General features: G+C 64.5%; 21 protein-coding genes and 1 tRNA gene. 14 read left to right on the top strand and 8 right to left on the bottom strand.

Annotated elements, in window-relative coordinates; genetic code table 11:
- Positions 1–31 precede the first annotated feature (31 nt).
- From ACR9ZN_RS27145 to ACR9ZN_RS27155, 3 genes are all read left to right on the top strand, one after another.
- Positions 32–502 (top strand): carboxymuconolactone decarboxylase family protein, encoded by a 471-nt coding sequence (locus tag ACR9ZN_RS27145; RefSeq protein WP_481273658.1) that lies wholly within the window; start codon positions 32–34, stop codon positions 500–502.
- A gap of 148 nt (positions 503–650) precedes the next feature.
- Positions 651–1,106 carry a hypothetical protein gene (locus tag ACR9ZN_RS27150; protein WP_481273659.1) on the top strand — a complete coding sequence of 152 codons (456 nt, stop codon included), beginning with the start codon at positions 651–653 and terminating at the stop codon, positions 1,104–1,106.
- A 119-nt stretch (positions 1,107–1,225) separates the two neighbouring features.
- Positions 1,226–2,458 carry an MFS transporter gene (locus tag ACR9ZN_RS27155; RefSeq protein WP_454812391.1) on the top strand — a complete coding sequence of 411 codons (1,233 nt, stop codon included), beginning with the start codon at positions 1,226–1,228 and terminating at the stop codon, positions 2,456–2,458.
- 187 nt (positions 2,459–2,645) lie between these two features.
- Here the strand turns inward: ACR9ZN_RS27155 and ACR9ZN_RS27160 are convergent, their stop codons facing one another.
- Both ACR9ZN_RS27160 and ACR9ZN_RS27165 read right to left on the bottom strand, forming a co-directional pair.
- Positions 2,646–4,220: an acetolactate synthase large subunit gene (locus tag ACR9ZN_RS27160; protein WP_481273660.1), complete on the bottom strand. Its 1,575-nt coding sequence runs from the start codon at positions 4,218–4,220 to the stop codon at positions 2,646–2,648.
- Between the two features lie 98 nt (positions 4,221–4,318).
- Positions 4,319–4,636 (bottom strand): SH3 domain-containing protein, encoded by a 318-nt coding sequence (locus ACR9ZN_RS27165; protein ID WP_454812395.1) that lies wholly within the window; start codon positions 4,634–4,636, stop codon positions 4,319–4,321.
- A gap of 477 nt (positions 4,637–5,113) precedes the next feature.
- Here ACR9ZN_RS27165 and ACR9ZN_RS27170 point away from each other — a divergent pair, with 477 nt between their 5' ends.
- From ACR9ZN_RS27170 to ACR9ZN_RS27205, 8 genes are all read left to right on the top strand, one after another.
- Positions 5,114–7,675 carry a GcvT family protein gene (locus ACR9ZN_RS27170; RefSeq protein ID WP_481273661.1) on the top strand — a complete coding sequence of 854 codons (2,562 nt, stop codon included), beginning with the start codon at positions 5,114–5,116 and terminating at the stop codon, positions 7,673–7,675.
- 154 nt (positions 7,676–7,829) lie between these two features.
- Positions 7,830–8,600 carry a metallophosphoesterase family protein gene (locus ACR9ZN_RS27175; RefSeq protein WP_434959528.1) on the top strand — a complete coding sequence of 257 codons (771 nt, stop codon included), beginning with the start codon at positions 7,830–7,832 and terminating at the stop codon, positions 8,598–8,600.
- Between the two features lie 88 nt (positions 8,601–8,688).
- Positions 8,689–9,411, top strand: coding sequence for a metallophosphoesterase family protein (locus tag ACR9ZN_RS27180; RefSeq protein WP_454812397.1), 723 nt, complete (start codon positions 8,689–8,691; stop codon positions 9,409–9,411).
- Between the two features lie 122 nt (positions 9,412–9,533).
- Positions 9,534–10,478 carry an NUDIX hydrolase gene (locus ACR9ZN_RS27185; RefSeq protein WP_441773306.1) on the top strand — a complete coding sequence of 315 codons (945 nt, stop codon included), beginning with the start codon at positions 9,534–9,536 and terminating at the stop codon, positions 10,476–10,478.
- A 341-nt stretch (positions 10,479–10,819) separates the two neighbouring features.
- Positions 10,820–11,803 carry a quinolinate synthase NadA gene (gene nadA / locus ACR9ZN_RS27190; protein ID WP_434959531.1) on the top strand — a complete coding sequence of 328 codons (984 nt, stop codon included), beginning with the start codon at positions 10,820–10,822 and terminating at the stop codon, positions 11,801–11,803.
- Positions 11,800–13,359 carry an L-aspartate oxidase gene (locus ACR9ZN_RS27195; RefSeq protein WP_481273662.1) on the top strand — a complete coding sequence of 520 codons (1,560 nt, stop codon included), beginning with the start codon at positions 11,800–11,802 and terminating at the stop codon, positions 13,357–13,359. Before nadA ends, ACR9ZN_RS27195 begins: the two co-directional genes overlap by 4 nt.
- 1 nt (position 13,360) lies before the next feature.
- Positions 13,361–14,212: a carboxylating nicotinate-nucleotide diphosphorylase gene (gene nadC / locus ACR9ZN_RS27200; protein WP_481273663.1), complete on the top strand. Its 852-nt coding sequence runs from the start codon at positions 13,361–13,363 to the stop codon at positions 14,210–14,212.
- A 221-nt stretch (positions 14,213–14,433) separates the two neighbouring features.
- Positions 14,434–15,210 (top strand): metallophosphoesterase family protein, encoded by a 777-nt coding sequence (locus ACR9ZN_RS27205; RefSeq protein ID WP_481273664.1) that lies wholly within the window; start codon positions 14,434–14,436, stop codon positions 15,208–15,210.
- Between the two features lie 312 nt (positions 15,211–15,522).
- Here ACR9ZN_RS27205 and ACR9ZN_RS27210 read toward each other — a convergent pair whose 3' ends face one another.
- From ACR9ZN_RS27210 to ACR9ZN_RS27230, 5 genes are all read right to left on the bottom strand, one after another.
- Positions 15,523–17,349, bottom strand: coding sequence for a peptidoglycan D,D-transpeptidase FtsI family protein (locus tag ACR9ZN_RS27210; RefSeq protein ID WP_481273665.1), 1,827 nt, complete (start codon positions 17,347–17,349; stop codon positions 15,523–15,525).
- A gap of 533 nt (positions 17,350–17,882) precedes the next feature.
- A complete protein-coding gene (locus ACR9ZN_RS27215) occupies positions 17,883–19,700 on the bottom strand; it encodes a cation:proton antiporter domain-containing protein (RefSeq protein ID WP_481273666.1) in 1,818 nt (605 codons plus the stop codon).
- Positions 19,701–20,005: 305 nt separating this feature from the next.
- Complete coding sequence (locus ACR9ZN_RS27220) at positions 20,006–20,566, bottom strand: HNH endonuclease (RefSeq protein ID WP_149255366.1); 561 nt, start codon at positions 20,564–20,566, stop codon at positions 20,006–20,008.
- Between the two features lie 211 nt (positions 20,567–20,777).
- Complete coding sequence (locus ACR9ZN_RS27225; RefSeq protein WP_434959537.1) at positions 20,778–21,320, bottom strand: gamma-glutamylcyclotransferase; 543 nt, start codon at positions 21,318–21,320, stop codon at positions 20,778–20,780.
- Positions 21,317–22,195, bottom strand: coding sequence for an N-formylglutamate amidohydrolase (locus tag ACR9ZN_RS27230; protein ID WP_434959538.1), 879 nt, complete (start codon positions 22,193–22,195; stop codon positions 21,317–21,319). The genes ACR9ZN_RS27225 and ACR9ZN_RS27230 overlap by 4 nt, the downstream gene beginning before the upstream one ends.
- A 279-nt stretch (positions 22,196–22,474) precedes the next feature.
- On the opposite strand from ACR9ZN_RS27230, the gene cpdR reads away from it, so the two are divergent.
- On the top strand, positions 22,475–22,840 hold the full coding sequence (cpdR, locus tag ACR9ZN_RS27235) for a cell cycle two-component system response regulator CpdR (protein ID WP_105864233.1): 366 nt from the start codon (positions 22,475–22,477) through the stop codon (positions 22,838–22,840).
- 78 nt (positions 22,841–22,918) lie between these two features.
- Positions 22,919–22,993, top strand: a tRNA-Val gene (locus tag ACR9ZN_RS27240).
- A 584-nt stretch (positions 22,994–23,577) separates the two neighbouring features.
- Here the strand turns inward: ACR9ZN_RS27240 and ACR9ZN_RS27245 are convergent.
- Positions 23,578–24,477 (bottom strand): ketopantoate reductase family protein, encoded by a 900-nt coding sequence (locus ACR9ZN_RS27245; protein WP_481273667.1) that lies wholly within the window; start codon positions 24,475–24,477, stop codon positions 23,578–23,580.
- A 260-nt stretch (positions 24,478–24,737) separates the two neighbouring features.
- Between ACR9ZN_RS27245 and ACR9ZN_RS27250 the strand changes: the two genes are divergently transcribed.
- Positions 24,738–26,090, top strand: coding sequence for an 8-oxoguanine deaminase (locus ACR9ZN_RS27250; protein WP_454812413.1), 1,353 nt, complete (start codon positions 24,738–24,740; stop codon positions 26,088–26,090).
- The last annotated feature ends 42 nt before the right edge of the window (positions 26,091–26,132 follow it).

The raw sequence follows: 26,132 nt of genomic DNA on the forward strand, positions 1-26,132 counted from the left end.
CATGACCTCGGTACCAACAAGGAGACCGACCATGACCGCCAAGCTCAACCCCCTTGCCGCTGCCCCCACCCTGATGAAGGAGTGGCAGCGCGTTTCGTTCGTCATCGCCGCCAATGTCGATCCGGGTCTGTGCGAGCTCGTGGAGATCCGTGCCTCCCAGATCAATGGCTGCGCCAATTGCCTCAACATGCACACGGTGTTCGCCCGCGAAAACGGCGAAACCGAGCAGCGCATCTATTTGCTGCCGGCCTGGCGCGGGGCGCCCTGCTACACCGATCGCGAGCGGGCCGCGCTCGGCTGGACCGAGGCCTTGACGCGGCTTTCCGAGGGGCATGCGCATGAAACGGCCTATGAGGCCCTGAAGGCGCATTTCAGCGAGGAGGAGCGGGTCAAACTCACCCTCCTGATCAACGTCATCAATGGCTGGAACCGGATCGCCGTCGGTTTCGGCGGCTGGATCGATCCGGCGGTGGTGAAATCCGCCAAGGCGGCCGCCGCCTAGATGCGCAGGCAAACAGACGGACGCGGCGAGAGTTTCGGCTCGCTGCGTCCAAAACCAGGATCGACATCCGCAGCATTTTTGCCGAAAACTGGCGCTCACTTTTCGGTACGATACTCAAGGACTAGCGATGCAGGCGGCGAATCCCGCGGTGAAAGCGTCTATCCGGCTAGGTGCCTTCCTGCATTCGGCAAAGCTGCAATATCCCAGCCTGAGCCGCCGGCGACTGCTCTTGTCGATAATCGCCCCGTTGGCGATCGTCGGAGCATGCTGGGCTCAATCCGTCTGCGCCGATCAACCGCCCCAGAGAACCATGATCTGCCGCGAGGGCGACAATGCCATGGAGTTCGTCCTTGATGGCAAAGGCGGCGCAAAACTGAAAGGAACCACAGGCACCACCCTTCTGCTGTTTCCGGATCTGCGCGAGGAGGATTGGACGGTCAAGGTCGTGCAGGAGCACGGTGGATACGGGTTGCGAGTCGCCAATTCTCGCGGTGCGCTGCTTTCGGCTCCCTTCATCGCAGCGAAGACGATCGGCCAGATGACGTGGAACCATCCCGAAAATTCGAAGGTGGATCTGCTCTGCGATATCAACGTCATACGGTGATCTGCTTGTTACCGGCGAGGCCGGAAGGGCGCGCCTGGTTCGGCTAGGTTTCGTCCGCGGGATCTTGCCCCCAACCCGCTGTCTTTCTACAAGGAGGCCTCCTTTTTTCGGTTCCCGGTATGCCAGATCTTTCTTTTTCGCGCGCAGGCGCCTTCCGTCACGGCGGTTTTGCGCGGTATTGGCTGGCGCGTTTCCTCGGCAGTTTCTCCGCCCAGATCATGAGCGTTTCGGTCGGCTGGCAGGTTTACGACCTCACGCGCGATCCCTTTGATCTCGGCATTGTCGGGCTGGTGCAGTTCCTGCCGGCCTTCCTCCTGGTGCTAGTCACCGGTGCGGTGGCGGATCGTTTCAACCGCGTGCGCATCATGACGATCTGCCTGGCCGGCGAAGCGCTCTGCGCCCTTGCGCTGATGCTGTTCGGGCTATGGGGCAGCCAGACGGCGCTGCCGATCTTCGTCACGCTGGTGGTATTCGGCACGCTCAGGGCCTTTTTCGGCCCGGCGCAGCAGTCGCTGATGCCCAATCTGGTGCCGGAGGAGGACCTCGCCAGCGCTATTGCCTGGAGCACCTCGTCCTGGCAGATCGCAACGGTGATCGGTCCGGTTGCCGGCGGCCTGCTCTACGGCGTCTCGGCCAATGCCGCCTATGGCACGGCCCTGGTGCTGCTCGGCTTCGCCGCCTTGCTGACCTTCACCATCGCGCCGCCGCCGCAATTGAAGGCGGCGAAGGAAAAGCCGAGTTTCGAGACGCTGCTGGCGGGTTTTCGCTATATCTGGGGCGAGAAGATCGTGCTCGGTGCCATCTCGCTTGATCTCTTCGCCATGCTGCTCGGCGGCGCTACGGCGCTGCTGCCGGTCTATGCCCGCGACATCCTCGATGTCGGTCCCTGGGGGCTCGGCATGCTCAGGGCGGCACCCGGCGTTGGCGCCATCGTGGTGGCGGCGATCCTGTTGCGCCACCCGATCAGGGATCATGCCGGCGTGATCATGTTCGTTTGTGTGGCGCTGGTCGGTGCCTCCATTGCTCTATTCGGCGCCTCGACGGCAGTCTGGCTTTCCATCCTGGCGTTCGCGCTTTTCGGTGGGCTCGACATGGTCAGCGTCTATGTGCGCGAGACCCTGATCCAGCTCTGGACACCCGATGCGGTGCGCGGCCGGGTGAACGCGGTCAACCAGGTCTTCGTCGGTGCCTCCAACGAACTTGGCGAGTTCCGTGCCGGCATCTCGGCGGGGCTGATCGGTGCCGTGCCCGCCGTGATCTTTGGGGGTGTCGCCACGATCGCAGTAGCCGGCCTGTGGTGGTACTGGTTCCCCGAACTGCGCAAGGTAAGGCACCTGAGCGGGCGGGTGTAGCGGGTAAGACCGTGTGCCGATCTTCTCAGCTCCATCAAGTGATGGAGCGAGATCGGCATCTTCTTGCCGGAGCGCGTCGTTTCCAAGTATGCCGATCTGGAGATCGGCACGCCAAATTCCGCGTTCAGCTCCGCAAGACGAACGTCTGCCGGGCTTCTTCGCTGCTCTTTCTTTCGATGAGAACCGCTCAGAGCACCGCCTCGATGAGCCTCGGCCCGCGCTGTCCCATCGCGGCCTTGAAGGCGTCGGCGAGGGCGGCATGGCTCTCCGCCCGCACTGCCTCCACGCCCATGCCCTCGGCGAGCTTCACCCAATCGAGATCGGGATTGCCGATATCGAACATGGATTGCCCCCTGGGGCCGATGCTGCCGAGGCCCACGCCCGCGACCTCGTCCATCAGCACCTTGTAGGCCCGGTTGGCATAGATGACCGTGGTGACGTCGAGCCGCTCGCGCGCCTGCGTCCATAGCGATTGCAGCGTGTACATGGCGCTGCCGTCCGCCTGCAGTGACACCACCTTGCGGCTGGGGCAGGCGATGGCGGCGCCGGTGGCCACCGGCATGCCGTCGCCGATCGCCCCGCCCGAGAGCTGGAGGCTGTCATGCGGCGCGACCGTTTCGTTGAGCGGGTAGAAGGGAAAGCCCGAGGAGATCGTCTCGTCGGAAATGATGGCGTTCTCGGGCAGGAAATGCCCGGCGATGCGCATGATGCCCTCCGCGGTGATGCGGCCATCCGCAGGCAGGGCAGGCGGGGCGTGCGCGGAGGCTTTGCCGGGCGCAGTCGCGCCGATCGCCTCGGCTAGGGCTTCGAGGGCGCCGGTGCCGTCCTCATGCGGAAAGGCGAGCACGAGAGGCCGGCAGCCGGACGGCGTCAGCTCGCTCGGCTGTCCCGGATAGGCGAAGAAGGCGATCGGTGCCTGTGAGCCGACCAGGATGAGGGTCTGCGTGCCCTTGAGGAAATCGAGGGCGGGACCGGGGCGGTAGGGCAGCCTTTCCACCTTGATGCGCCCCGCGCCGCGTTCGACCCGCGGCACGAAGGTGTCGCAGATCAGCCGGGCCCCGGTCTTGGCCGCGATGCGGCCCGCTGCCGCCAGCCCGCGGCCGCGCAGGGCCTCGCCGCGTAAGAGGAAGGCAACCGGACCGCCCGCGTCGAGCGCCGCCACCGATTGCGTCACGGCGGTGTCCGAAACGGGTGCGGGGCCGAGGACAGGGAGCGGCGCGGCCGGCCTGTCGGCAACGAGCCACGCGGTATCGGCCGGCAGGATCAGGCTGGCGATCTGGCCGGGCGCGGTGCGGGCCGCCTGCACGGCGCGGGCGGCATCGGCGGCGACGCTGCGGGCGTTGGGGGAGGAATGCACCCAATGCGAGACCGGGCGGGCGAAGGCGGCGACATCGGAGGTCAGCGGCGCATCGAAACGCTGATGCGCGGAGGCATGGTCGCCGATGATGTTGACCATCGGCACCGGCACCTTGCGGGCATTGTGGAGATTGGCGAGGCCATTGGCCAGGCCCGGGCCGAGATGCAGCAGCGTCGCCGCCGGCTTGCCGGTCATGCGGGCATAGCCATCCGCCGCGCCGGTGACCACGCCCTCGAACAGGCCGAGCACCGGCCGCATGCCCTCGATGCGGTCGAGCGCGCCGACGAAATGCATTTCCGAGGTGCCGGGATTGGCAAAGCAGACCTCGACGCCGCTATCGACCAGCGTGCGCACCAGGCTTTCGGCGCCGTTCATGGTATCGGAGAAGGGGAGGGGCTCATGCATGGTGGGCGTCCGTAGGCTGAAAGAAGGCTGGAACGTTCACCCTTAGGCGCAAACGCCCCGTCATCTCAAGCATAACGGCACGGCGCCCCGCTTGGGGCTCACCCGCAATCCTTGGCGATCAGCGGCGAGAAGGCCCAGCCATGGATGCCCTTGCTGAAGCCATCCTCCTCAAGGCGCGAATCGCCGCGCCACCAGGTGACCTCGACCCATTTGCCTGTGCGCCCCTGGCCATATTGCACTTCGTCCTCGGGCTTCATGCGGGCGATCAGGCGGTGCTGCGGGCCGGGACCGGCGCGCAGGGCGACAAAACCATCCGGTGTCTTGCGCAGATGGCATAGCTCCATGGCGGAGCCTGCGGCCGGCCAGAGACAAGCGAGGCAGACGGCGAGCAAGGGAGGACGAAGGGAGCGGTTCATGGCAGGGCCCGGTGCGTGGATGCCCGACCAAGCCACAGGCAACGGGATACCGCCGTGACAGTGCGCACAGGGCGTTCTCTCCTTCTCCCCCCTGTGGGAGAAGGTGGCGCGAAGCGCCGGATGAGGGGGCTCGCGACCTGACTTTTCTGATGCTCACTCGCAAGCACGACCTGAACAAGTTGCGAGACCCCTCATCCGCCTGCCGGCGCCTTCTCCCGCAGGGGGAGAAGGGAATAGTTCAGCTGGCGATCAACCTCGGCGACAGGATTCTCGTCGACGTCGTTTTCTGGCCATGTCCCGGCCCATATGCGACATCGTTCCAGCGCGTCTTCTATAGAGCTAATCGGCAACGGGATGGCATCGGCGCCGCATCCTGCGGTTGTGGTCGCGTGGCCTTGGGAGAAGGTCGCACTGAGGCAGCAACCGCGGCGGCTGAGGCGCTAGGGTTTCCCGCAACGCATCCGGAGTCGCAGGCAAATGGCAGTGTTTCCAAAAAAGGCGAAGGTCGTCATCGTCGGGTTGGGCGGGATCGTCGGCGCATCGATCGCCCATCATTTGATCGAGCGGGGCTGGGACGACATCGTCGGCATCGACAAGTCGGGCATCCCGACCGATATCGGCTCCACCGCCCATGCCTCCGACTTCTGCTATGCTACCAGCCACGATTTCCTGTCCTGCTGGACCACGCTCTATTCCATCGATTTCTACGAGAAGATGGGTCACTACGCCCGCGTCGGCGGCATCGAGGTGGCCCGCGTGGGCGACGATGCCCGCATGGACGAGATCAAGCGCAAGGTTGCCTCCGGCAAAGCCTTCGGCACCCGTGCCCGCCTGATCGAGCCGGCCGAGATCAAGGAGAAGTTCCCGCTGATCGAGGAGCATCTGGTGCAGGGCGGCCTGTGGGATCCCGATGCCGGCCTTGTCATCCCACGCTCGCAGACGGTGGCGGGCAAGCTCGTCGACCAGGGCGAGGCCGCCGGCAAGCTCCAGGTCTTCGCCAACACGGCGGCTCAGTCGCTCATCATCGAGAACGGCCGCATCAAGGGCGTGGTCACCAGCCGCGGCACTATCGAGGCCGATCATGTCGTTGTTTGTGCCGGCCTGTGGGGCCGCCTGATCGCCGAGATGGCCGGCGAGGACCTGCCGGTGATGCCGGTCGATCATCCGCTTACCTTCTTCGGGCCCTATAACGAGTTCGCCGGCACCGGCAAGGAGATCGGCTGGCCGCTGATGCGCGACCAGGGCAACTCCGCCTATATGCGCGACACCGGCGATCCGACGACCGCCGAAGGCGGCCAGATCGAGTGGGGCTATTACGAGGAGACCAATCCGCGCCTGTGCCATCCGCGTGACCTTCTCGAAAAGCACGAGGCGCGCCTGTCGCCCTCGCAGCGCGACCTCGACATGGAGCAGATCATCGGCCCACTCGAACGCGCCATGGAGCTGACGCCGATTCTCGGCGAGCTGGGTTACAATGAGGGCCATTCCTTCAATGGCCTTCTGCAGGTCACCACCGATGGCGGCCCCTCCATGGGCGAAAGCCAGAAGGTGCGGGGCCTGTGGTATGCGGTCGCCATCTGGGTCAAGGATGGCCCCGGCATGGGCAAGCTCATCGCCGACTGGATGACAGACGGGCGCACGCCGATCGACCACAACAAGATCGACTATGCCCGCTTCTCCCCGCACATGCTGGAGGAAGGCTTCATCGAGGGGCGTTGCGGCGAGGCGGCCCGCAAGATCTACAATCCGGCCGTGCATCCGCGTGAGCCCTATGACACCGGCCGCAATATCAGGCGCTCGCCCTTTTATGAGCGCGAGAAGGAGCTCGGCGGCTATTTCATGGAGCTCGGCGGCTGGGAACGCGCCCATGGCTACGCCGCCAACGAGCATTTGCTCGAGAAATACGGAAACCGCGTGCCGGTGCGCGCGAACGAATGGGACAACCGCCATTTCTGGCGCGTCTCCAATGCCGAACAGCTCGCCATGAGCGAGGATTGCGGCATCATCAACCTCTCGCACTTCGCCATGATCGATGTCGAGGGGCCTGACCATGTCGCGCTGATGGAATGGGTCTGCGCCGCCAAGATCGGCGGCGACGCGAATATCGGCAAGGGCATCTACACCCATTTCCTCGACGAAAACGGCATGGTGCGCGCGGACCTCACCGTGTTCCGCATGGCGGACCGCTGCCGCGTGGTCGACGGCGCCGATGCCGGCCCGCGCGATCTCAACTATCTGCGCCGCGTTGCCCAGGACAAGGGCTTCGACGTCACCGTCACCGATACTTCGGAGAAATACGTCACCATCGGCATCTGGGGCCCGAATGCCCGCGTCAATCTGAAGAAGGTGGTGGAAGACCCGACCGGGCTCGATCCGGAGAACTTCGCCTTTGCCGCCATCAAGCAGATCCACATCGGGGGCAAGGACGTCTCCGCCTTCCGCATCTCCTATGTCGGCGAGCAGGGCTGGGAACTGCACATGCGCTACGAGGACGGCCTTGCCGTCTGGGACGCGCTGCGCACCACCGGGGTGATGGCAGTCGGCGTGGAGACCTATGCCAATTCCCGCCGCATGGAAAAGAGCCTGCGCTTGCAGAATGCCGAGCTCAACACCGAGTACAACCTGATCGAAACCGATCTCCAGCGCCCCAAGGTCAAGGAGGCCGATTTCTGCGGCAAGGCCAGGCATTTGGAGCACCGCGCCCGCGCCCACCAGCCGGCCATGCTGTGTACGCTGGTGATCACGGACAATGTCGATGCCAAGGGCGTCGCTCGCTACCCCGTCGGCATCCTGCCGGTGATGGACCCTGAGACCGGCGAGACGCTGGTCGACGAACTCGGTCGCCGGTCCTACACCTATTCGATCGCCTATGGCCCGACCATCGGCAAGAACATCGCGCTCGCCTATCTGCCGCATGCCTATGCGCAGGAGGGTCGCAAGTTCCAGGTCGAGTATTTCGGCGAGACCTATCCGGTCGAGGTGGCCGGCGTCGGCTATAAGCCGCTCTACGACCCCGCAAACGCCAAGCCGCGAAGCTGAGGGGAAACCTGACCCTCCTCATCCTGGGAGGGTCATCTCCACTTCGAGTTCTCCACGTCACAATTGCCCCCTCTTGTTGACGTTTGGGGCCGGCACGCGGAAGTAAGGGATCTCAATCCCCAACCCTCTCCCGGTGTGGGAGAGGGAGCCCGCCATGCCCAAGAAACCAATAGCCAAACCGATAGCCAAGAAGAAGATCGAGCGCTTTCCCGAACCGCCCAGCATGCCGCCTGAGACCTCCGTCATCGCCATCGGCGATATCCACGGGCGGCTCGATTTGCTGGAACCCCTGCTCACGCGCATCGAAAGGCGGGCGTCGCTGCTGCCGGGCCTCAAGCATGTCGTGGTCAGCGTCGGCGATCTCATCGACCGCGGCCCCGATTCCGCCGGCGTGATCGAGCGGCTGATGAACGGCGTGCGAGGCTGTGAGCTGGTGGTGCTCCTGGGCAACCACGAGGACGCGCTGCTCGGCTTTCTCGACGACAAGCCGATCGGCGATGCCTGGCGCAGCTTCTTCGGCGCCGACGCCTTCCTGCAGAGCTATGGCATTGCCAGCCGGCAGAATTACAAGGTGGAGAAGACGCCGGACCGCCTGCGCCAGGACATGCTTTCAGCCATACCGCAGGCGCATCTCGATTTCCTGCGCGGCCTGCCCACCTCCTACAGTATCGGCGACTATTTCTTCGTCCATGCCGGCGTGCGTCCCGGCGTGCCGCTGGCCGAGCAGGACGATCGCGACCTCGTCTGGATTCGCGAGGAGTTCCTGCATTCCACGCAACGCTTCGAGAAGAAGATCGTCCACGGCCACACACCGGTGCGCAAGCCGGACTTCAACCGCAACCGCATCAATCTGGACACCAAGGCCTATGCCTCGGGCATCCTGACGGCTGTACGGTTCGAGGGCATCGAGGCCGTGGTATTCTGAGCCCCTGAGGCTCGCGCTCCCGGGGCATTGCCGCCCCTTGCCGCGCGGCCCGCACGCCCCTTATGGTGTCGCATGGAGGGAGCGCATCATGGGGTCATTCCATCTGCCCGCTATCCCCGACGATGTCAGCGTCATCGCCTTCGGCGACGTGCACGGCTGCTACGACAAGCTGGAGATCCTGCTCGAACAGATCGAGGCGCGCCTGGCGTCTTTGCCGGAGCGACGGCACATCGTCGTCTCTGTCGGCGATCTCGTCGATCGCGGCCCGGATTCGGCCCGTGTGGTCGATCGCCTCGCGGCTGGACTGCCGGGCTGCGAGCTCGTGGTGCTCAAGGGCAATCACGAAGCCATGATGCTCGACTTCATCCGTGGCGGCGAGGATGCCGAGGCCTGGCTGCACAATGGCGGCCTGCGCACGCTGGCGAGCTACGGCGTCGATCTGGAGCGGGCCCTGGCCGCAGGCCCGACGCTTCACGACCTGCGCCGCGCCTTTCTCGACGCGATACCGGAGCATCACCTCGCCTTTCTGGCGAAAATGCCGCTCAGCTATGCCTGCGGTGATTATTTCTTCGTTCATGCCGGCGTCCGCCCCGGCCGCCCGCCCGACCGGCAGGACGAGGAGGACCTGCTCTGGATCCGCAACGAGTTCCTCGACTGGGATGGCGATTTCGGCAAGCGCATCGTGCATGGCCACACGCCGGTCGATATCGCGACCTTCAGGCCCAACCGCATCAATCTCGACACCGGCGCCTGTTTCGGCGGCCCTCTGACCGCCGTGCTGCTGGAGGGGACGGAGGCTACGATTTATTGAGGGCGCTGCGTCGCTTCACCTGTTGAAACCTTTGGTCAAAAGCTGCCGATTGCTTGCCCCGGCCGGGTGCAACTGCGAGTCTCCGCACCAGATATCGGCTTTGTCACCAGGAGAAATCGATCGTGCCGCCAGAGACCGGCAACCTCGTCACCGCCGACCTGATCGCCGTCCTCGTGGCGGTGACCGCAGGGCGGCCGCGGGTGATGACGGTGCGCGAGGGCAGGGGCCTGCCCTCCGGTCCCTTCGAGGCCGGCCATCGCTCATTGCAGACCGGGCTGCGTGCCTGGGTGGAACGCCAGACCGGCCATCCCCTCGGCTATGTCGAGCAGCTCTATACCTTCGCCGACAACGATCGCGGGGCGCAGGACATGCAGCGGGCGATCTCGATCTCCTATCTAGGCCTGACGCGGGAAAATGCCGGTGGAGGCGAGGAAACCGGTTGGCGCGACTGGTATGAGTATTTCCCCTGGGAGGACCATCGCGCCGGCCTGCCGGCCTTCTTCCAGACGGGAATCGTCGCGCCGCTGCGTGCCTGGGCCGGGGCGGTCGACAGTGCGGCCATGCGGGAGATCAGGTCCCAGCGGGTCGATATCACCTTCGGGCTTGAGGGTTTTGCCTGGAACGAGGAGCTCGTGCTGCAGCGCTACGAGCTGCTCTACGAGGCCGGGCTGGTACCGGAAGCTGCCACGAACGGCGTTGCGGGCGCGCAAGCGGTGCCGGCCTCGCAAGCGGTGCCGGGCAGGCCGATGCATGCCGACCATCGCCGCATCCTCGCCACCGGCATTGCCCGTCTGAGAGCCAAGATCAAATACCGCCCGGTGGTGTTCGAATTGCTGCCCGCCACCTTCACCTTGCTGCAGCTCCAGCGCAGCGTCGAGGCCCTGGCTGGGCGCCTGGTGCACAAGCAGAATTTCCGCCGCCTGATCGAGCAGCAGGAACTGGTGGAGGAGACCGGCGAGATCGCCGCCGAGACCATCGGCCGCCCGGCCAAGCTGTTCCGCTTCCGCCAGGCCGTGCTGGCCGAGCGCGTAGCCGCCGGCACCAAGCTGCCGCTGGCGCGGGGGTAGGAGTGTCCCCTCACTGAGTCTAGCGCGGTCCCCTTCTCCCCTTGCGGGAGAAGGTGGCATTGCGAAGCAATGACGGATGAGGGGTCTTGCGACCTTGCCAGCCTTGGTGCTCGCTCAAAGGTGTAATCTCTGGATGGGGGGCTAGACCCCTCATCCGCCGCTTCGGGGCTCCTAGTCCACTCCAAGTGGAGTGGACGATCCCCACCAGGGGAGAAGGGAGTCGCGGTTCGCTCTCTCGGTTTTGCTCCAATCTCTTATGCTCCAAATGAACATAATTCGCTTGACATTGCTTATACTCAGATTAAGCATATGCCCAACATATGCTCAATGGGAGTATAAATATGAGCCCCGATGCTGCCGTTCTCACCCGCACCGCGCCGCTCTATGAGCGGGTCAAGCGCGTCATTCCCGCCATGGAATGGCCCGTCTTCGCCGATGACGTCGACGCCATCCTGGCGCTCAAGCGCGAGCGCAACGCCGTCATCCTGGCGCACAACTACCAGACGCCGGAAATCTTCCACTGCGTCGCCGACGTGGTCGGCGACAGCCTGGCCCTGGCCCGCAGGGCTGTCGATACCGACGCCGATGTCATCGTGCTGGCGGGCGTGCATTTCATGGCCGAGACCGCCAAGCTGCTCAATCCGGACAAGACGGTGCTGATCCCCGATCTTCGCGCCGGCTGCTCGCTGGCCGATTCGATCCAGCCGGAGGATGTGCGCCTGATGCGCCAGACCTATCCCGGCGTGCCCATCGTCACATATGTCAACACCTCGGCGGCGGTGAAGGCGGAGTCCGATGTCTGCTGCACCTCGGGCAATGCCAAGAGGATCGTCGAAAAGCTCGGCGTGCCCCGGGTGATCATGCTTCCCGACGAATATCTCGCCCGCAACATCGCGGCCGAGACCGATGTCGAGATCATCGCCTGGAAGGGCCATTGCGAGGTGCATGAGCGCTTCTCGCCGGCCGAGGTGCGCCAGCTCAGGGAAGACCATCCCGGCGTGATCGTCCTCGCCCATCCCGAATGCCCGCCGGAGGTGGTGGCGGAAGCCGATTTCTCCGGCTCGACCGCGCTGATGTCCGACTATGTCGCCGAGCACAAGCCTGCCCGCGTGGTGCTGCTGACCGAATGCTCGATGAGCGACAACGTGGCCGTGCAGCACCCCACCGTCGATTTCGTGCGCCCCTGTAATCTCTGTCCGCATATGAAGCGCATCACGCTCGCCAATATCCGCCAGGCGCTGGAGACCAACCGGCACGAAGTCACCATCGATCCTGCCATTGCGGTTGCCGCGCGCCGGGCCGTCGAGAGGATGCTCGAGCTATGAGCGATCATCCCCAACTCTATCGCGACCGCCCGGTGGTGGTCGGGGCCGGCCTCGCCGGGCTGATGACGGCGCTCTCACTCGCCCCCGAACCGGCGGTGCTGCTCTCCCGCGCGTCGCTCGGCGCGGAAACCTCGACCGGCTGGGCGCAGGGCGGGCTCGCCGCAAGCCTGGCTGATGATGATACACCTGCACTTCACCTCGAGGATACGCTGGCGGCCGGCGGTGGCCTGGTGGCGGCGGTGGCGGCTCGCTCCATCCTCGACGCTGCTCCGGATGCGGTGCGTCGGCTCGCCGCTCTCGGTGTCAATTTCGACAGGAACGGCGAGGACTTCCAACTCGGCCTCGAAGCCGCCCATGGCCGCCGCCGCATCGTACATGCCGATGGCGACGCCACGGGACGAGAGATCGTGCGCGCCTTGGTCGCCGCAGTGCGTAAGACGCCCTCGATCACCGTGCTGGAGGGCGTCGAGGCACGGCGCCTCATCGTCGAGGACGGCACCATCGCCGGCGTCGTCTGCGTCGGCCCGAACAGCGAGGCGATGACCATTCCCACCGCACGCGTGGTGCTGGCCACCGGCGGCATCGGCGGCCTCTTCAGCGATAGCACCAATCCTCGCACCAGCCAGGGGCAGGGGCTCGCCCTGGCGGCTCGCGCCGGGGCGCTGCTCTCCAATCTCGAATTCGTGCAGTTCCATCCAACCGCGCTCGATACCGCGGCGCGGCCGATGGGGCTGGTCAGCGAAGCCGTGCGGGGTGAGGGCGCCGTGCTGATCGACGAGACCGGCGAGCGCTTTCTCCGCCATCTACCGGGCGCCGAACTGGCCCCGCGCGACGAAGTCGCCCGCGGCATCTGGCAGCATCTGTCGGGCGGGCACCAAGTCTACCTAGATGCCCGCCAGCAGCCCGGCGCGGGGTTCGCACGCCGCTTCCCGGGTATCGACCGGCTCTGCCGGCAGGCCGGCTTCGATCCCGCCTTGCAGCCGCTGCCGGTGCGCCCGGCCCAGCACTATCACATGGGCGGCATTGCGGTGGATGGACAGGGCCGAAGCTCCCTGCCGGGTCTATGGGCTTGTGGCGAAGTGGCCTGCACCGGGCTGCACGGCGCCAATCGCCTCGCCAGCAATTCCCTGGCCGAGGCTGCGGTCTGCGCCGCCTGGGTCGCCGACAGCGTGAGGAGCGCACCGGCCGCCAGCCGCCGATTCGCGGGAACTTCCATTGCCGCGAATGCTGCTGACCTTCGCACTGGGGATGCCGAGTCAACGCGTCCGATTCTATCGCGTGCGCTCGGCGTGGTGAGGGACCGGGCCGGACTAGAGGCGGCGATCGCCGAACTCCTACCGCTGGCCACCAGCACACGCCCTGGCTCGGGCCCCGCCCTGGTCGGCCTGATGCTGGCCGTCTCCGCGCTATGTCGGCGGGAAAGCCGGGGGGCGCATTGCCGCACGGATTTCCCCACCAGCCTGCCGGAGGCGACGCCATCTCTCCTCTCGCTCGACCAGACCCTCTCGACGGCCCGTGAGGTCGCCCTCTCCCTTCCTTTCGCAGAAAGCGCCTGACATGCCCCTTTCTCCCCTGCCCCCCCTGCTGTTCGAGCCTGTCGTCCGCGCGGCCCTGGTCGAGGATCTCGGCCGTGCCGGCGACCTCACCACCGATGCCATCGTGCCTGTCGGCCTCAAGGCGACCACCGTGCTGGCCGCACGCCAGGACGGCGTGGTCGCCGGCCTCGACATTGCCGCCGCCGCCTTCCGCCTGCTCGATCCTTCTGCTGTGATCGCGGTGGAGCGCGGCGATGGCGCCAGCGTATCGCCTGGCTCGATCATCGCCACCGTCACCGGTTCGGCCCGGGCCTTGCTGACGGGCGAGCGCACGGCGCTCAACATCCTCTGCCGTCTCAGCGGCATCGCCAGCGCCACCGCCTTGGTGGTGGAGGCGGTCAGGGGGCACAAGGCCACCATCGTCTGCACCCGCAAGACCACGCCCGGCCTGCGCGCTTTGGAGAAATATGCGGTGAGGGCCGGCGGCGGCGGCAATCACCGCTTCGGGCTCGACGATGCCATCCTGATCAAGGACAACCATGTCGCCATCGCCGGCGGCATCCGCCCGGCGCTCGAGCGGGCCAAGGCCGCGGCGGGCCACATGGTCAAGATCGAGCTGGAGGTCGATACGCTGGCCCAGCTCGAGGAGGCGCTGGCCATTGGCGTCGATGCCGTGTTGCTCGACAATATGGGCCCGGATGAATTACGCGAGGCGGTGGCCATGGTCGGCGGACGGGCGCTCACCGAGGCCTCAGGCCGGGTTACGGCGGCGACGGCGCCGGCAATCGCGGCCTCGGGCGTCGACCTCATCTCCATCGGCTGGCTCACCCATAGCGCGCCGATCCTCGACATAGGCCTGGATTATCGAGCCTGAGCGGCCGAATGCTGTTCACTCAAAGAGGTAACACCCCGTTTTGTCATAGCCGGGCTTGACCCGGCTATCCGGAATAAGCGCGAAGGGGCTGGATTGCCGGGTCAAGCCCGGCAATGACAAAGGTCGAGCAAACCCGAAGACGCTGAGGTGAACCGCAGTGGAGGCTGAGCGGCATTGCCGCATCCCCTTGCTGCGGCAAGCGTGGCTGATATGCTGCCTTCATGCAGAATCGTGTCGTACCCTTTCCCATCCCGCCGCGTGTGCCGGCGGGGACAACCATTATTGCCTTCGGCGACGTCCACGGCCATCTCGCGCTGATGGAGGAGATCCTGGCCAGGGCGCAAGCTCGGGCCCAGGCCAAGCCGGACCGGCGCCACATCGTCATCAGCCTCGGCGATCTCGTCGATCGCGGCCCCGATTCCCGCGGTGTCGTGGCCCGGCTGATGGGCAACCTGCCAGGTTGCGAGCTCCATGTGCTCAGGGGCAATCACGAAACCTTGCTGATGTCCTTCCTCGCCGGCGACCCGGATGCCGACGTCTGGCTCAAATGGGGCGGCATGGCCACCGTCGGCAGCTATGGCGTCGACATCAAGGGGGCCGACCCGCATTCGAAGCGGGATGTCGAGCGTCTCAGGGCGGAGTTCCGCACCAGGATGCTGCCCGACCATCTCGACTTCATGCGCAAGCGGCCGCTGAGCCTCACCTTCGGCGATTATTTCTTCGTGCATGCCGGCGTGCGGCCGGATGTGCCGCTGGCCAAGCAGAAGGAATATGACCTGATCTGGATCCGCGACGAGTTTCTACCCTCGGGCCAGCTCTTCGAGAAGAAGATCGTGCATGGCCACACCTCGGTGGAGGAGCCGGATTTCCGCACCAACCGCATCAATCTCGACACCGGCGCCTGCTACGGCGGCAAGCTGACGGCGGCGATCTTCGAGGATGACGTGGCCGAGGTGTTCGCCTCCATCCCGGCGCCGCCCGGCACGCATTTTCCCTGAGAATGATACGAAGAGGTTGATCGGGCAGGAACATGCCTTCCGTATGTTTAAGCCGGTCCTGTGCTGCCCCTCAGCTCTATCCTCTCCCCGTAAGAACGGGACGAGGGGACCTCGATGACGAGTCCCCTTGGAAATGTCTAGTCTCGCTCAACCGTTGAGCGAGATGAAAGGCCTGAGAATGGATTGCGACGCTTGAGCCGCCTCGCCCCGCTTGCGGGTATCGTCCACTCCACTTGGAGTGGACTGGGATAGAGGTGAGGGGCAGTGCGGCATTGGCAGGATTACGGTGGCGACTGGACACCCTTTCTGCGCTCAATGCGTGACCAGCCACTCCATCGGATGGTCTTCGCCGCGAGGGGCGTAGAGCGGCGGCACGGGGTTGGGAATCTCCGTAAAGCGCGGCTTGACGCCGAGCAGCGGGCCGATGCGCTCCAGGATCTTGCCGGTGGTAACCCCGGCATTCCAGGCGGCGGAACTGTAGCCATAGGTCTCGGGCAGGCCCTTGGGCTCGTCATAGAGCACGAGCACCAGATATTTCGGCTTGTCGAAGGGAAATACCGCCATGAAGGTGGTGAAGTTGAGCTTCTTCGAATAGCGCCCGTTGATGACCTTTTCGGCCGTGCCGGTCTTGGCGCCGATGCCGAGCCCCGGCACATTGGCCTTCTTGCCGGAGCCGTCGGTGGCGTTGAGGCGCATGATGTAGCGCATCACGTCGGAGGTGTGCTTCTTCAGGACCAGCTTGGAGCCCGCCAGGGCGTCGCTTTCGTTGCGCGCCAGGAATGTCGGCTTCATCAGATGGCCGCCATTCATCATCGCCCCCACCGCCATCATCGCCTGCAGCGGCGCCACGGCCATGCCATGGCCGAAGGCGATGGTGATGGTGTTGATCTCGCTCCAGCGCCTGGGCAGGATCGGCATGGCGTTCTCGGGCAGTTCGGTGACCAGTCGAGTGGTCTGGCCCATCATCCTCAGAAAGGCCTTGTGGGCGTCGACGCCGAGGGCGAGGGCCATTTTGGCCGAGCCGATATTGGAGGAGAAGGTGAACACCTCCGGCAGGCTCAGCATGCGCCGACGGGCGTGGTCGTCATGAATGGTGAAGCGGCCATATTTGAGCGTGGTGCGGGCATCGAGCATGGAAGCGGTAGTGAATCTGCCCGATTCGATCGCCATGGCGGTGGTCAGGGCCTTGAAGGTCGAGCCCATCTCGAACACGCCGACATTGATGCGGTTGATCCGGTTGGGATCCAATGCCTCGGCCGGGTTGTTGGGATCGAAATCGGGCAAGGACACCAGCGAGATCATTTCGCCGGTATTGACGTCCATGATGGCGCCGGCCGCCGCCTTGGCCTGGTAGTGCTCCATCCCGGCGACAAGTTCGTCGCGCATCACCGCCTGGGCTCGCAGATCGATCGAAAGGCGCACAGGCTTGAGATCGTGCGGGTCGGAGGCGTAGCCGAGCGCCTGCAGCTCGGAGAGGCCGCGCTTGCGGTCGATATATCGCTCGATGCCGGCAATGCCCTGGTTGTCGATGTTCACGGCTCCGAGCACATGGCTCACCGTCGGCCCGTTGGGATAAATGCGCTTGGCCTCGTTGAGAAAGCCGATGCCCGGCAGGCCGAGTGCATAGATGCGATTGCGCTGCTCGGGCGTGATCTCGCGCTTGAGCCAGATGAAGCCCTTGCCCGAGGCAAGCTTGGCCCTGAGATCGCGTGCATCGAATTCGGGCATCTGGGCGGTGAGCAGCTCGGTCGCCTCGTCGACATCGATGATCTTCCTCGGTTCGGCGTAAAGCGAAGGCACCTGCACGTCGGTGGCCAGGATCCGGCCATTGCGGTCAAGGATATCCGGGCGTGCCGCAGCCAACTGATCGGCTGCCGAGCGGCGCGCGTCATATTGCTCGTCCGGCGCGGTGCCGAACTGCACCAACCGCGCCAGAATCGCCATATAGATGCAGACGAAGCCCACCACGATCAGCATGATGCGCCCGGCGCTTTTCTGCAGCTTGGTGGGCACTAGGGGACGCCGCCTGCGTCTTTCGGCCGGCCTAGCAGGGTGGTTCTCCGTCGGAGCTTCGAAAGGCGGCTGGCCCGTGGGGACCTCCTGGCCTTGGTCTGCCTCGTCGACGGAAGAGGTCTGCATCGTCGCTTTTCCCAATGCGTATGCAGATTCCTCCTGATCGAGCCATGGGATCGATCAGGAGGAATCCGCAGGATCTCAAACCCTGCTCGGAGCAAAGCGCGTCCATGGCCGAACGCCTGTTTGCTCTGGCTCCTTGTTTCCAAGCCAACCTGATGGATTGGCTAGAGCGTTCTTGCCTCCAATCGCAAAACGCTTTGGCAGGCAGCCGCCATCTGCCGGGCTCGCGCCCGGCGGTTCCTGCCGCATCTTGATTTGACGTTGATGATACGGGGCGCGTGGAGGTCGCCCGCTATCCAAAAGGGCGTTGGTGTCTAAAAATGGTTCATTCTATTCATGGAATAGCAATAAAGCCGCAGGAAATGCAGGTAAAGGGTATCAACTCATTAACAATTCGTACGGTTATCGAGGTCTTAACGGGGAGGTAACCGCCGAGGGTAGCCTGTGTTTAGCGGGGGTAAGCATAGATATTTGCCGCAACGAGTGTCGTTCTGTCGTGCCCGGGCTTGACCCGGGGATCCGGAGTCCCGGCATAGTCAGGCCGCCTGACCGGGCTGGCTTTCCTCGGGCTGCAGCAGGTCGCGGATCATGCCGCGGGCGATTTCCTCTTCGCCCATCAGGATCGCATCGGCCCCGAGCCCGCGGAGATAGTCCACCGCCTCCTCGCTATGCGCCCGGGCGAGAATGCGGATGGACGGGTTGAGCGTGCGGGACTGCTCCACCAGATGGCCGGCTTCGAAGGCGTCGGGGATGGCGACGACCAGCCATTTCGCGCCGGCCAGATTCTGCAGCTCCAGCGTCTCGTAGTCGCCGGCCGGTCCGGAATAGACCTCGATGCCTTCGGCTTTCAGCTTCTCGACCTCGCTCTGCGATTCCTCGATCACCACCAGCGGCACGCCGGCTTGGTGCAGGGCCTTGGCCACCCGGCTGCCGACGCGGCCATGGCCGACCAAAATGGCGTGCTGGCTGAGTTTGGTCGGCTGGACCACTTCGATGTCATCATCCTTGGGCAGGGGCGCCGGAGCGGGCGCGGCTTCCGCGACGGACGCACCCGGCGAGGCCTCCGGCTGAGGCTGTGCCTCGGGCTCGGCCTCAGGTTTGACTTCCGGCTTGGCTGGGGCGGTTGGCTGGCGTTCGGGACGCAGCACGAAGCGGTCCAGCGCCATGAACAGGATCGGGTTGATCACGATGGAAATGAGGGCGCCCGCCACCACCAGATCGCGCGCCGTGCCGGGGATGATCTGCAGCTTGACACCGAGCACCGCCAGAATGAACGAGAATTCGCCGATCTGGGCGAGACTCGCCGAAATGGTGAGTGCGACGCCCTTGGAATAACCGAAGCCGCGCACGATCAGGAAGGCGGCAATCGACTTGCCGATCACGATGATCACGAAGGTCGCGAGCACGCCGAGGGGATGCTGGATCAGGATCGCCGGGTTGAACAGCATGCCCACCGAGACGAAGAACAGCACGGCGAAGGCGTCGCGCAGCGGCAGCGTCTCATTGGCGGCCTGCTTGCTGAGCGGGGATTCGGCCAGCACCATGCCGGCGAAAAAGGCGCCCAGCGCGAAGGAGACGCCGAAGAGCACGGCCGCGCCATAGGCGACCCCGAGCGAAATCGCCAGCACGGCCAGGCGGAAGAGCTCGCGCGAACCGGTATGGGCGACGAAATGCAGGACCCAGGGGATGACCTTGCGCCCGACCACCAGCATCAGCGCCACGAAGGCGGCGACCTTGATGGCGGTGACCAGGAGGGTCGCGGCGATCGAATTGAGGCCGAGATTGGCGGCGAGGCCTGAAGGCGCGACCTCGCCCGGCGCATGGCCGCCGAGAAGTCCGGCCAGCGGAGGGATCAGCACCAGGGTGATCACCATCACCAGGTCTTCGACGATCAGCCAGCCGACGGCGATACGGCCACGCTCGGTCTCGATCAGCTTGCGCTCTTGCATGGCGCGCAGCAGCACCACGGTACTGGCGACCGAGAGGGCGAGGCCGAAGACGATGCCCGTGCCGAGGCCCCAGCCCATGACCCAGGAAAAACCCATGCCCAGCAGGGTCGCCACCGCGATCTGGCCCAGCGCGCCGGGAACGGCGATGGCGCGGACAGAGAGCAGGTCCTTCAGTGAAAAATGCAGGCCGACACCGAACATCAGCAGGATCACGCCGAGCTCGGCGAGCTCATTGGCGAGATTCTGGTCCGCCACGAAACCGGGCGTGAAGGGGCCGATCACCACGCCGCCAAGCAGATAGGCGACGATCGGAGACAGTCGTAACCGCTGTGCGACAAGCGCAAAGATGAATGCCAGTCCCAGGCCCGCCACGATCGTTGCAATCAACGGTGTCTCGTGCGGCATGGAACCTCCCTTCGCGGTCGTAACGAGCGTGCGAGTGCTTACAGCACCGGAAGCGTTTTCCAGAAAAGTTGGTCGACTTTTCGATTAGGAAAACGCGCTGAAACAAAGAATTAGAGAAAAGGGCGATTTAAGGAAATCGCACTTTGCCCCGCATTTGTATGGTGATTGCCTTGCGGCCGCTTCACCATAGGAGAGTTCCATAGTGAGCGCTTGTTAACAATCGGAAAGGTCGCGATCAAATCACGCCAAAAGCGCGGAACGAAGCAGTCGCGACGCGCAAAGCATGCCCCGGCGAATGAAGCCGATCAAGGCTCCAGTTCGGTATCCCAATAGAGGTAATCGAGCCAGCTCTCATGCAGATAGTTCGGCGGGAAATGCCGGCCGTTCTGGTGCAGGTCGCTGAGGGAGGGGGCGTAGGGCTTCTGGTTGGGATGCATGCCAGCCTCGGCGGGCATGGCGCCGCCCTTTTTCAGATTGCAGGGCGAGCAGGCGGCGACGACGTTTTCCCAGGTGGTCTGTCCGCCCCGGGAGCGGGGGATGACGTGGTCGAAGGTCAGATCCGACCGCGTGCCGCAATATTGGCAGGTGAAGCAGTCGCGCAGGAAGACGTTGAAGCGGGTGAAGGCGGGGTTTCGACTGGGTTTGACGTAGGTCTTGAGACACACCACCGAAGGTAATCGGAACTCGAAGGTGGGACTTCGCACCACCTTGTCATATTCGGAGATGATGTTGACCCTGTCGAGGAAGACCGCTTTCACCGTATCCTGCCAGGACCAGAGCGAGAGCGGATAATAGGACAGCGGCCGGTAATCGGCGTTCAGCACGAGCGCGGGACACGCCTCGGGCGAGACCGACGTATGAAACACAGCAGGCGAAACATGCGCTGTCACGAAGCGCTCCCGTCACCATCAGTCCAGCCGAAAAGGCCGATTCGGCTGTTCGTCCAACACAATGTAGGATTAACGTGTCGGTCTTGTGAAGGGGGTAGAGCCATCGGTGGCCCCCTTGCCCTTACTCTTTTCCAGGCTGTTAGGGGCAAAAGGTGAAGGAAAACGACCTTCCCCGGATGCGACGGCCTCACCCCCGCAATTGGTGCGAGAGCCAGGCCAAGGTGCGGTCGGGAATACCGAGTTCGTCGAGATGGTCGTGGGTGGCCAGCACATAATCGGGATTGGCGCCCGAAAGCCCGACGCCGCCGCGCACCACCTCCAGGAGCTGGCGGTCCGGCAGCTTGCCGCAATATTGATGGTGCGCCCGGTCGGCCCGGTAGGCGAGGGCGCGGACATGACGCCCGTCCTCGAGCCGGGCCTCGTGCAGGATCTCGATATAGACGCTGGTGGCCTGCTCGCGCCGGCGCAGATAGTCCACCGTCGCGTCCCAGTTCTCGGAAGCGACGCGGAAGGCGACCCCCCGGCAGGAGCCGCCTCGATCGAGGCCGAGCACCAAGCCGGGCTTTTCGGGTGTGCCGCGATGGACATGCGACCAGATGCACAGGGCCCGGTGCAGGCCGCGAATCAGCGCATTCTGACGCTCTTCAAAGGCAAAGCCGGGATTCCACATCAGGGAACCATAGCCGAAGACCCAATTGGCTTCGGGGGCAGGCGAAACGGGCTGGTTCACTCGGCGGCCAGGTGGAATGCATCGAGATAGTGGAAGGGCAGGCCAGCGAGCGTATCGCGCAGCACGGTGAGATCCTGCTTCAGGCGGTCGAAGGCCGGAGCCAAGGAAAAATCCTGCTCGTTCATGTAGATCGAACGGTTGATCTCGATCTGGATGACGTGGAAGCCGGCGCCGGGATTGCCGTAATGCTCGGTGATGTAGCCGCCGGCATAGGGCTTGTTGCGTGCCACCGAATAACCGAGGTTGCGCAGGGCCTCGTCGGCGCAATCCATGATCAGATGCGAGCAACTCGTGCCGTAGCGATCGCCCAGCACGATGTCGGCGCGGGGCCTGTCCTCGCGTGCCAGGCCGCAGGACGGCATGGAATGGCAGTCGACCAGCAGCGCCACGCCGAATTCGCGGTGGATCTGGCCGAGCAGGCGGCGTAGCGTGCGGTGATAGGGCTTGTAGAGCTCCTCGATCCGGCGCAGTGCCTCGTCCACCGGCAGGCGGCGGGCGTAGATCTCCTGGTTCTCGCTGACCACGCGCGCCAGTGTGCCCAAGCCGCCGGCCACGCGCAGGGAGCGGGTATTGGCATAGTTCGGCAGCCTGCCGTCGAACATGCGCGGGTCGAGTTCGTAGGGTTCGCGGTTGACGTCCAGAAAGGCGCGGGGAAAGCGCGCGCTCATCACCGCCGAGCCGCTGGCAGCGACATCGGCGAGCAGGAGGTCGACGAAAGCATCCTCGGAGCGGCGCAGGGACAGCGGATCGAGGCGGGATGCCTCCAGGAAGGCGCGCGGATAGACCCGTCCCGAATGGGGCGAGTTGAACAGCAAAGGCGCCGCATAGGCCGCAGGCTCGACCACGTCGAAAGGAGGGCTGAGCTCGATGTCCATGCCGTGCACATACTCCAGCGGCGGGTTGCGGCCTCGTCGGCCGCGGCACCTCGAGGGTGCGGCCGGTTCGAACGATGCCGACATCATTCGACAAAATCACGGGCGGGCAAGCATCACAAGCCCCGCCGCATGATTTTTACTTCACCCGTCCCGCACAACAGCCACTGGCGGCATCACGAATTCGGGATTAACTCTATTGCGATGTAAACGGGGCGTTTACCCTGACGACGGTTTATAGAGTTCGAACATGCTCCGGCCCTGCCGGGGATTCGGGACGCCATCATGAACAAGATTCTCCTTGCCGAAGACGACAATGATATGCGCCGCTTCCTGGTGCGCGCCCTGCAGAATGCCGGACATGAGGTGATGTCCTACGATAACGGCCTGTCCGCCTATCATCGGCTGCGGGAAGAACCGTTCGAATTGCTGCTCACCGACATCGTAATGCCGGAAATGGATGGCATCGAGCTGGCCCGCCGGGCCACCGAACTCGATCCCGACATCAAGGTGATGTTCATCACCGGTTTCGCGGCCGTGGCGCTCAACCCCGATTCGCAGGCACCTCGCGACGCCAAGGTGTTGTCCAAGCCCTTCCATCTCAAGGATCTGGTCAACGAAGTCGACAAGCTCCTGAAGGCTGCCTGAACTTCTTTTCAAAATAGCGGGACGAATGGCTTGCATGGCCTGATTCAACCTGCTATCAGGCCGGCCTCCGCAAGCGATGGGCGCGTAGCTCAGCGGGAGAGCACTACGTTGACATCGTAGGGGTCACAGGTTCAATCCCTGTCGCGCCCACCATCGCTTACCAGAAAGAACTGAAGACCCAAGGCATCGCAAACGCGGTGCCTTTTGTTTTTGCCAGGACTCCCGCCGGTGCAGCGTTCCCCGACTCTGTCGAAAGGCCGGGAGCCTTCTGTCGGCCTGCGCCTCCCGGCACGCGCCGGGCTTTTTGCTTGTGTGCAAACAAAATCCTCCAGACCGAAGGCCTGGAGCAGCGGTTGGATATTCAGCGCCGAGCGGGATCGGAATAGCGGCCGCGTGATCGTCGGGATTCCGATTTCACTAGGCGTCTCATCATCGATGGCGGCTGGAACTGGACGTATGTCTGTTCGGGGCGGGCGGAGGGGGCCTGGATCCGGAGATCGGGGCGTCACGATAAAATCACACCCGATGATCAATTCTATTCTCGTAGCCGGTCACTACCCCAGGAGAGACCGGCTTCCAGAGATCCCCGAGCATCATGACCCCGCCGACGAGGCGGGGTTTTCCTTGTCGATCGCGCGCGGGACCGACAGCGCAATTGGCCCGACGCATTCTGCGATTTCATGGAATCACGTCGAATCGCAAAATGTTTTGACGCGTTTTCCCGATCGAAAAGACGGTCAACCTTTCTTGGAAACGCTCTCGCGCAGTTTTATCAGAGTCCATAGCGCCTGGTTCAGCGGCGCTTCGAGGCCGCGCGTGGCGGCCCGGCGCAGGATGGCACCGTTCAGATCGTCGATTTCCGTGCGCCGGCCCCTGGCGAGGTCCTGGGCGGTGGAGGAATATTGCTCGGCCATGCTGGTGCCGAGGCCGAACACGGTATCTTCCAGCGTTGGGGCCAGGGTGATGCCATGGGCGCCGGCCACGGTACGGCACTCGGCCAGGATCCCCTTCAGCAGCACATCCACGCCTTCGCGCCCGATCAGCCCGCCATAGGGCAGGGCGGCGAGCGCCGAGATGGCATTGAGTGCGCAATTGACCGCGAGCTTGGTCCACAGCGTGCTGGCGACATCCGGCGCAACACGGGCCGCAATGCCGGCGGCGGCGAACAGGGCTGCGAACTCCTCGCTGCGCGGGGAGGGGCCGATCACCATCTTGCCACCGCCCTTGTGGCGGACATAGCCGGCGCCCGGCGCCTCGAGCGCAGCATAGACGGCAACGGGCACGGCCGGCCTGTCGAGGATACGGGCGAGCCTGTCGGCGTTGTCGATGCCGTTCTGCAGGCTCCAGACCGAGCAATCGGCACCGATATGAGGAGCGATGGCGACCGCCGCCGCTTCGGTGTCGAAGGATTTCACGCAGAACAGCAGCAGTTCGGCTCCTGCGACCGCCTCGGGCCTGGTATCGGCAAGAACGGGCACGTGCCGGCGCTCGCCGCCACTCTCGAGCAGCAGCCCGCCATCCCTGACGGCCTCGACCAGGGCCGGGCGTCCGATCAGGGTGACGTTATGGCCGGCCTGGGCGAGCAGGGCACCGAAGAAGCAGCCGACGGCGCCGGCCCCCATCACTGCAATCTTCATGATTCGAAGTCCTCGGAAGCGGCGGGCGAATGTGCTGGGGCGTTCGCCTCGTCAAAGCAAATCTCAAGAAAAAAAAGTTGACACAGGTGAAAAACTGGGGAGCATGGAAGAAGCTTTGCATTCGTGCACAGCATTGCGAGCAAGCCCGCTCAGCCTTTTCGATGACGATCCGGAGTTCGCACCTCCCGGGACAGGGCTCATAGCGCGAAGGTGGCGAAAGCGCCTTCGGATATGCATGGGAACTGACGGGGAGGAGCTGCATGCTTGCGGATCTACTGGTGCGTGACGCCTATATCTATGTCGATCGAAGCTGGGAGATTGCCAGCGGCTGGATCGCGATCAAGGATAGACGGGTTCAGGCCATCGGCAAGAGCGGTGAGGAACCGGCCGCGACGAAAGTGGTGTCGGCGCGCGGGCGTCTGGTGACGCCCGGCCTCATCAACGCCCACCACCACATGTATCAGAACCTCACCCGCTCCTACGCGCCGGTGACCAACGGCACCCTGTTCGAGTGGCTGACCGGCCTCTATCCGCTTTGGGCCGATCTCGACGCGGAATCGGTCTATCTGTCGACCTATATCGCCATGGCCGAACTGCTGATGGGCGGTTGCACCACCTCGATGGATCATATGTATGTCCATCCCAAGCCCTTCCTGATCGACGCGCAATTGAGGGCCAGCCGGGACATCGGCTTCCGCTTTTATGCGACGCGCGGTTCGATGACCCGCTCGGTCGAGCAGGGCGGCCTGCCGCCGGCCTCGGTGGTGCAGGGCGAGGAGGCCATTCTCGAAGACAGCGTGAGACTGGTGGAAGCCTATCACGATGCCTCGGCCGGCGCGATGAACCGGGTGGCGCTGGCGCCGTGCTCCCTGTTCTCGGTGACTGAACGGATCATGGTGGAATCGGCCCGGCTCGCCGAAAAATATGATCTTCGCCTGCATACGCATCTGGCCGAGGACCCACAGGAGGACATCTACTGCCAGGAAGTCTATGGCTGCACGCCCACGGAATATTTCGAGCGCGTCGGCTGGGCCAGCAAGCGTTCCTGGGTCGCCCACTACATCTACCCCTCGCAGGACGAGATCGGGCGACTGGCGAAAGCTGGGGTGTGCGCCTGCCAATGCCCCTGCTCCAACATGCTGATCGGCGGCGGGGCTGCCGATGCCATGGGGCTGCGGGCGCGCGGCATGCGCGTCGGCCTGGGCTGCGATGGTTCGGCCTCGACCGATCATGCTTCCCTTTGGCTGGAGGCCCGCACCGCCCTGCTGCTCGGACGTTTCCGTAACGGACCCCATTCGATGTCGGCCCGCGATGCCCTCGACATGGCCACGCGCGGCGGTGCGGCGTGCCTGGGCTGGGATGATGAGATCGGTCATCTGAGGCCGGGGGCCTGCGCCGATCTGGTGGTGTGGGAGATGTCGGACGTCGCACTTGCCGGAGCCCACACCGATCCGGTCGAGGCCTGGCTGCGCTGCGGCCCCGCCATCGCCGGCACCGCCATCGTCAATGGCGAGATCCTGGTCGAGGCCGGCAAGCCGGTGCTCACCGGTCTGGAGGACGTCCTGCGTGAGCATGCAAAGCATGCCCGCCGGATCCAGCGACTGGCTGCCTAAAACAACAATACAGCCTCGTCGCTCCGTGCACTTCTTGGGAGG

This window comes from Labrys sp. HAY1-8F, from assembly GCF_056754975.1.

Bases quoted from the DNA above. Each gene is read 5' to 3' on its own strand.
- ACR9ZN_RS27245 (WP_481273667.1), bottom strand. From the start codon at position 24,477: ATGAAGATTGCAGTGATGGGGGCCGGCGCCGTCGGCTGCTTCTTCGGT.
- nadC (WP_481273663.1), top strand. From the start codon at position 13,361: ATGCCCCTTTCTCCCCTGCCCCCCCTGCTGTTCGAGCCTGTCGTCCGC.
- ACR9ZN_RS27145 (WP_481273658.1), top strand. From the start codon at position 32: ATGACCGCCAAGCTCAACCCCCTTGCCGCTGCCCCCACCCTGATGAAG.
- ACR9ZN_RS27180 (WP_454812397.1), top strand. From the start codon at position 8,689: ATGGGGTCATTCCATCTGCCCGCTATCCCCGACGATGTCAGCGTCATC.
- ACR9ZN_RS27215 (WP_481273666.1), bottom strand. From the start codon at position 19,700: ATGCCGCACGAGACACCGTTGATTGCAACGATCGTGGCGGGCCTGGGA.
- ACR9ZN_RS27205 (WP_481273664.1), top strand. From the start codon at position 14,434: ATGCAGAATCGTGTCGTACCCTTTCCCATCCCGCCGCGTGTGCCGGCG.
- ACR9ZN_RS27170 (WP_481273661.1), top strand. From the start codon at position 5,114: ATGGCAGTGTTTCCAAAAAAGGCGAAGGTCGTCATCGTCGGGTTGGGC.
- ACR9ZN_RS27155 (WP_454812391.1), top strand. From the start codon at position 1,226: ATGCCAGATCTTTCTTTTTCGCGCGCAGGCGCCTTCCGTCACGGCGGT.
- ACR9ZN_RS27250 (WP_454812413.1), top strand. From the start codon at position 24,738: ATGCTTGCGGATCTACTGGTGCGTGACGCCTATATCTATGTCGATCGA.
- ACR9ZN_RS27160 (WP_481273660.1), bottom strand. From the start codon at position 4,220: ATGCATGAGCCCCTCCCCTTCTCCGATACCATGAACGGCGCCGAAAGC.
- ACR9ZN_RS27165 (WP_454812395.1), bottom strand. From the start codon at position 4,636: ATGAACCGCTCCCTTCGTCCTCCCTTGCTCGCCGTCTGCCTCGCTTGT.
- ACR9ZN_RS27210 (WP_481273665.1), bottom strand. From the start codon at position 17,349: ATGCAGACCTCTTCCGTCGACGAGGCAGACCAAGGCCAGGAGGTCCCC.
- ACR9ZN_RS27175 (WP_434959528.1), top strand. From the start codon at position 7,830: ATGCCCAAGAAACCAATAGCCAAACCGATAGCCAAGAAGAAGATCGAG.
- ACR9ZN_RS27230 (WP_434959538.1), bottom strand. From the start codon at position 22,195: ATGGACATCGAGCTCAGCCCTCCTTTCGACGTGGTCGAGCCTGCGGCC.
- nadA (WP_434959531.1), top strand. From the start codon at position 10,820: ATGAGCCCCGATGCTGCCGTTCTCACCCGCACCGCGCCGCTCTATGAG.
- ACR9ZN_RS27195 (WP_481273662.1), top strand. From the start codon at position 11,800: ATGAGCGATCATCCCCAACTCTATCGCGACCGCCCGGTGGTGGTCGGG.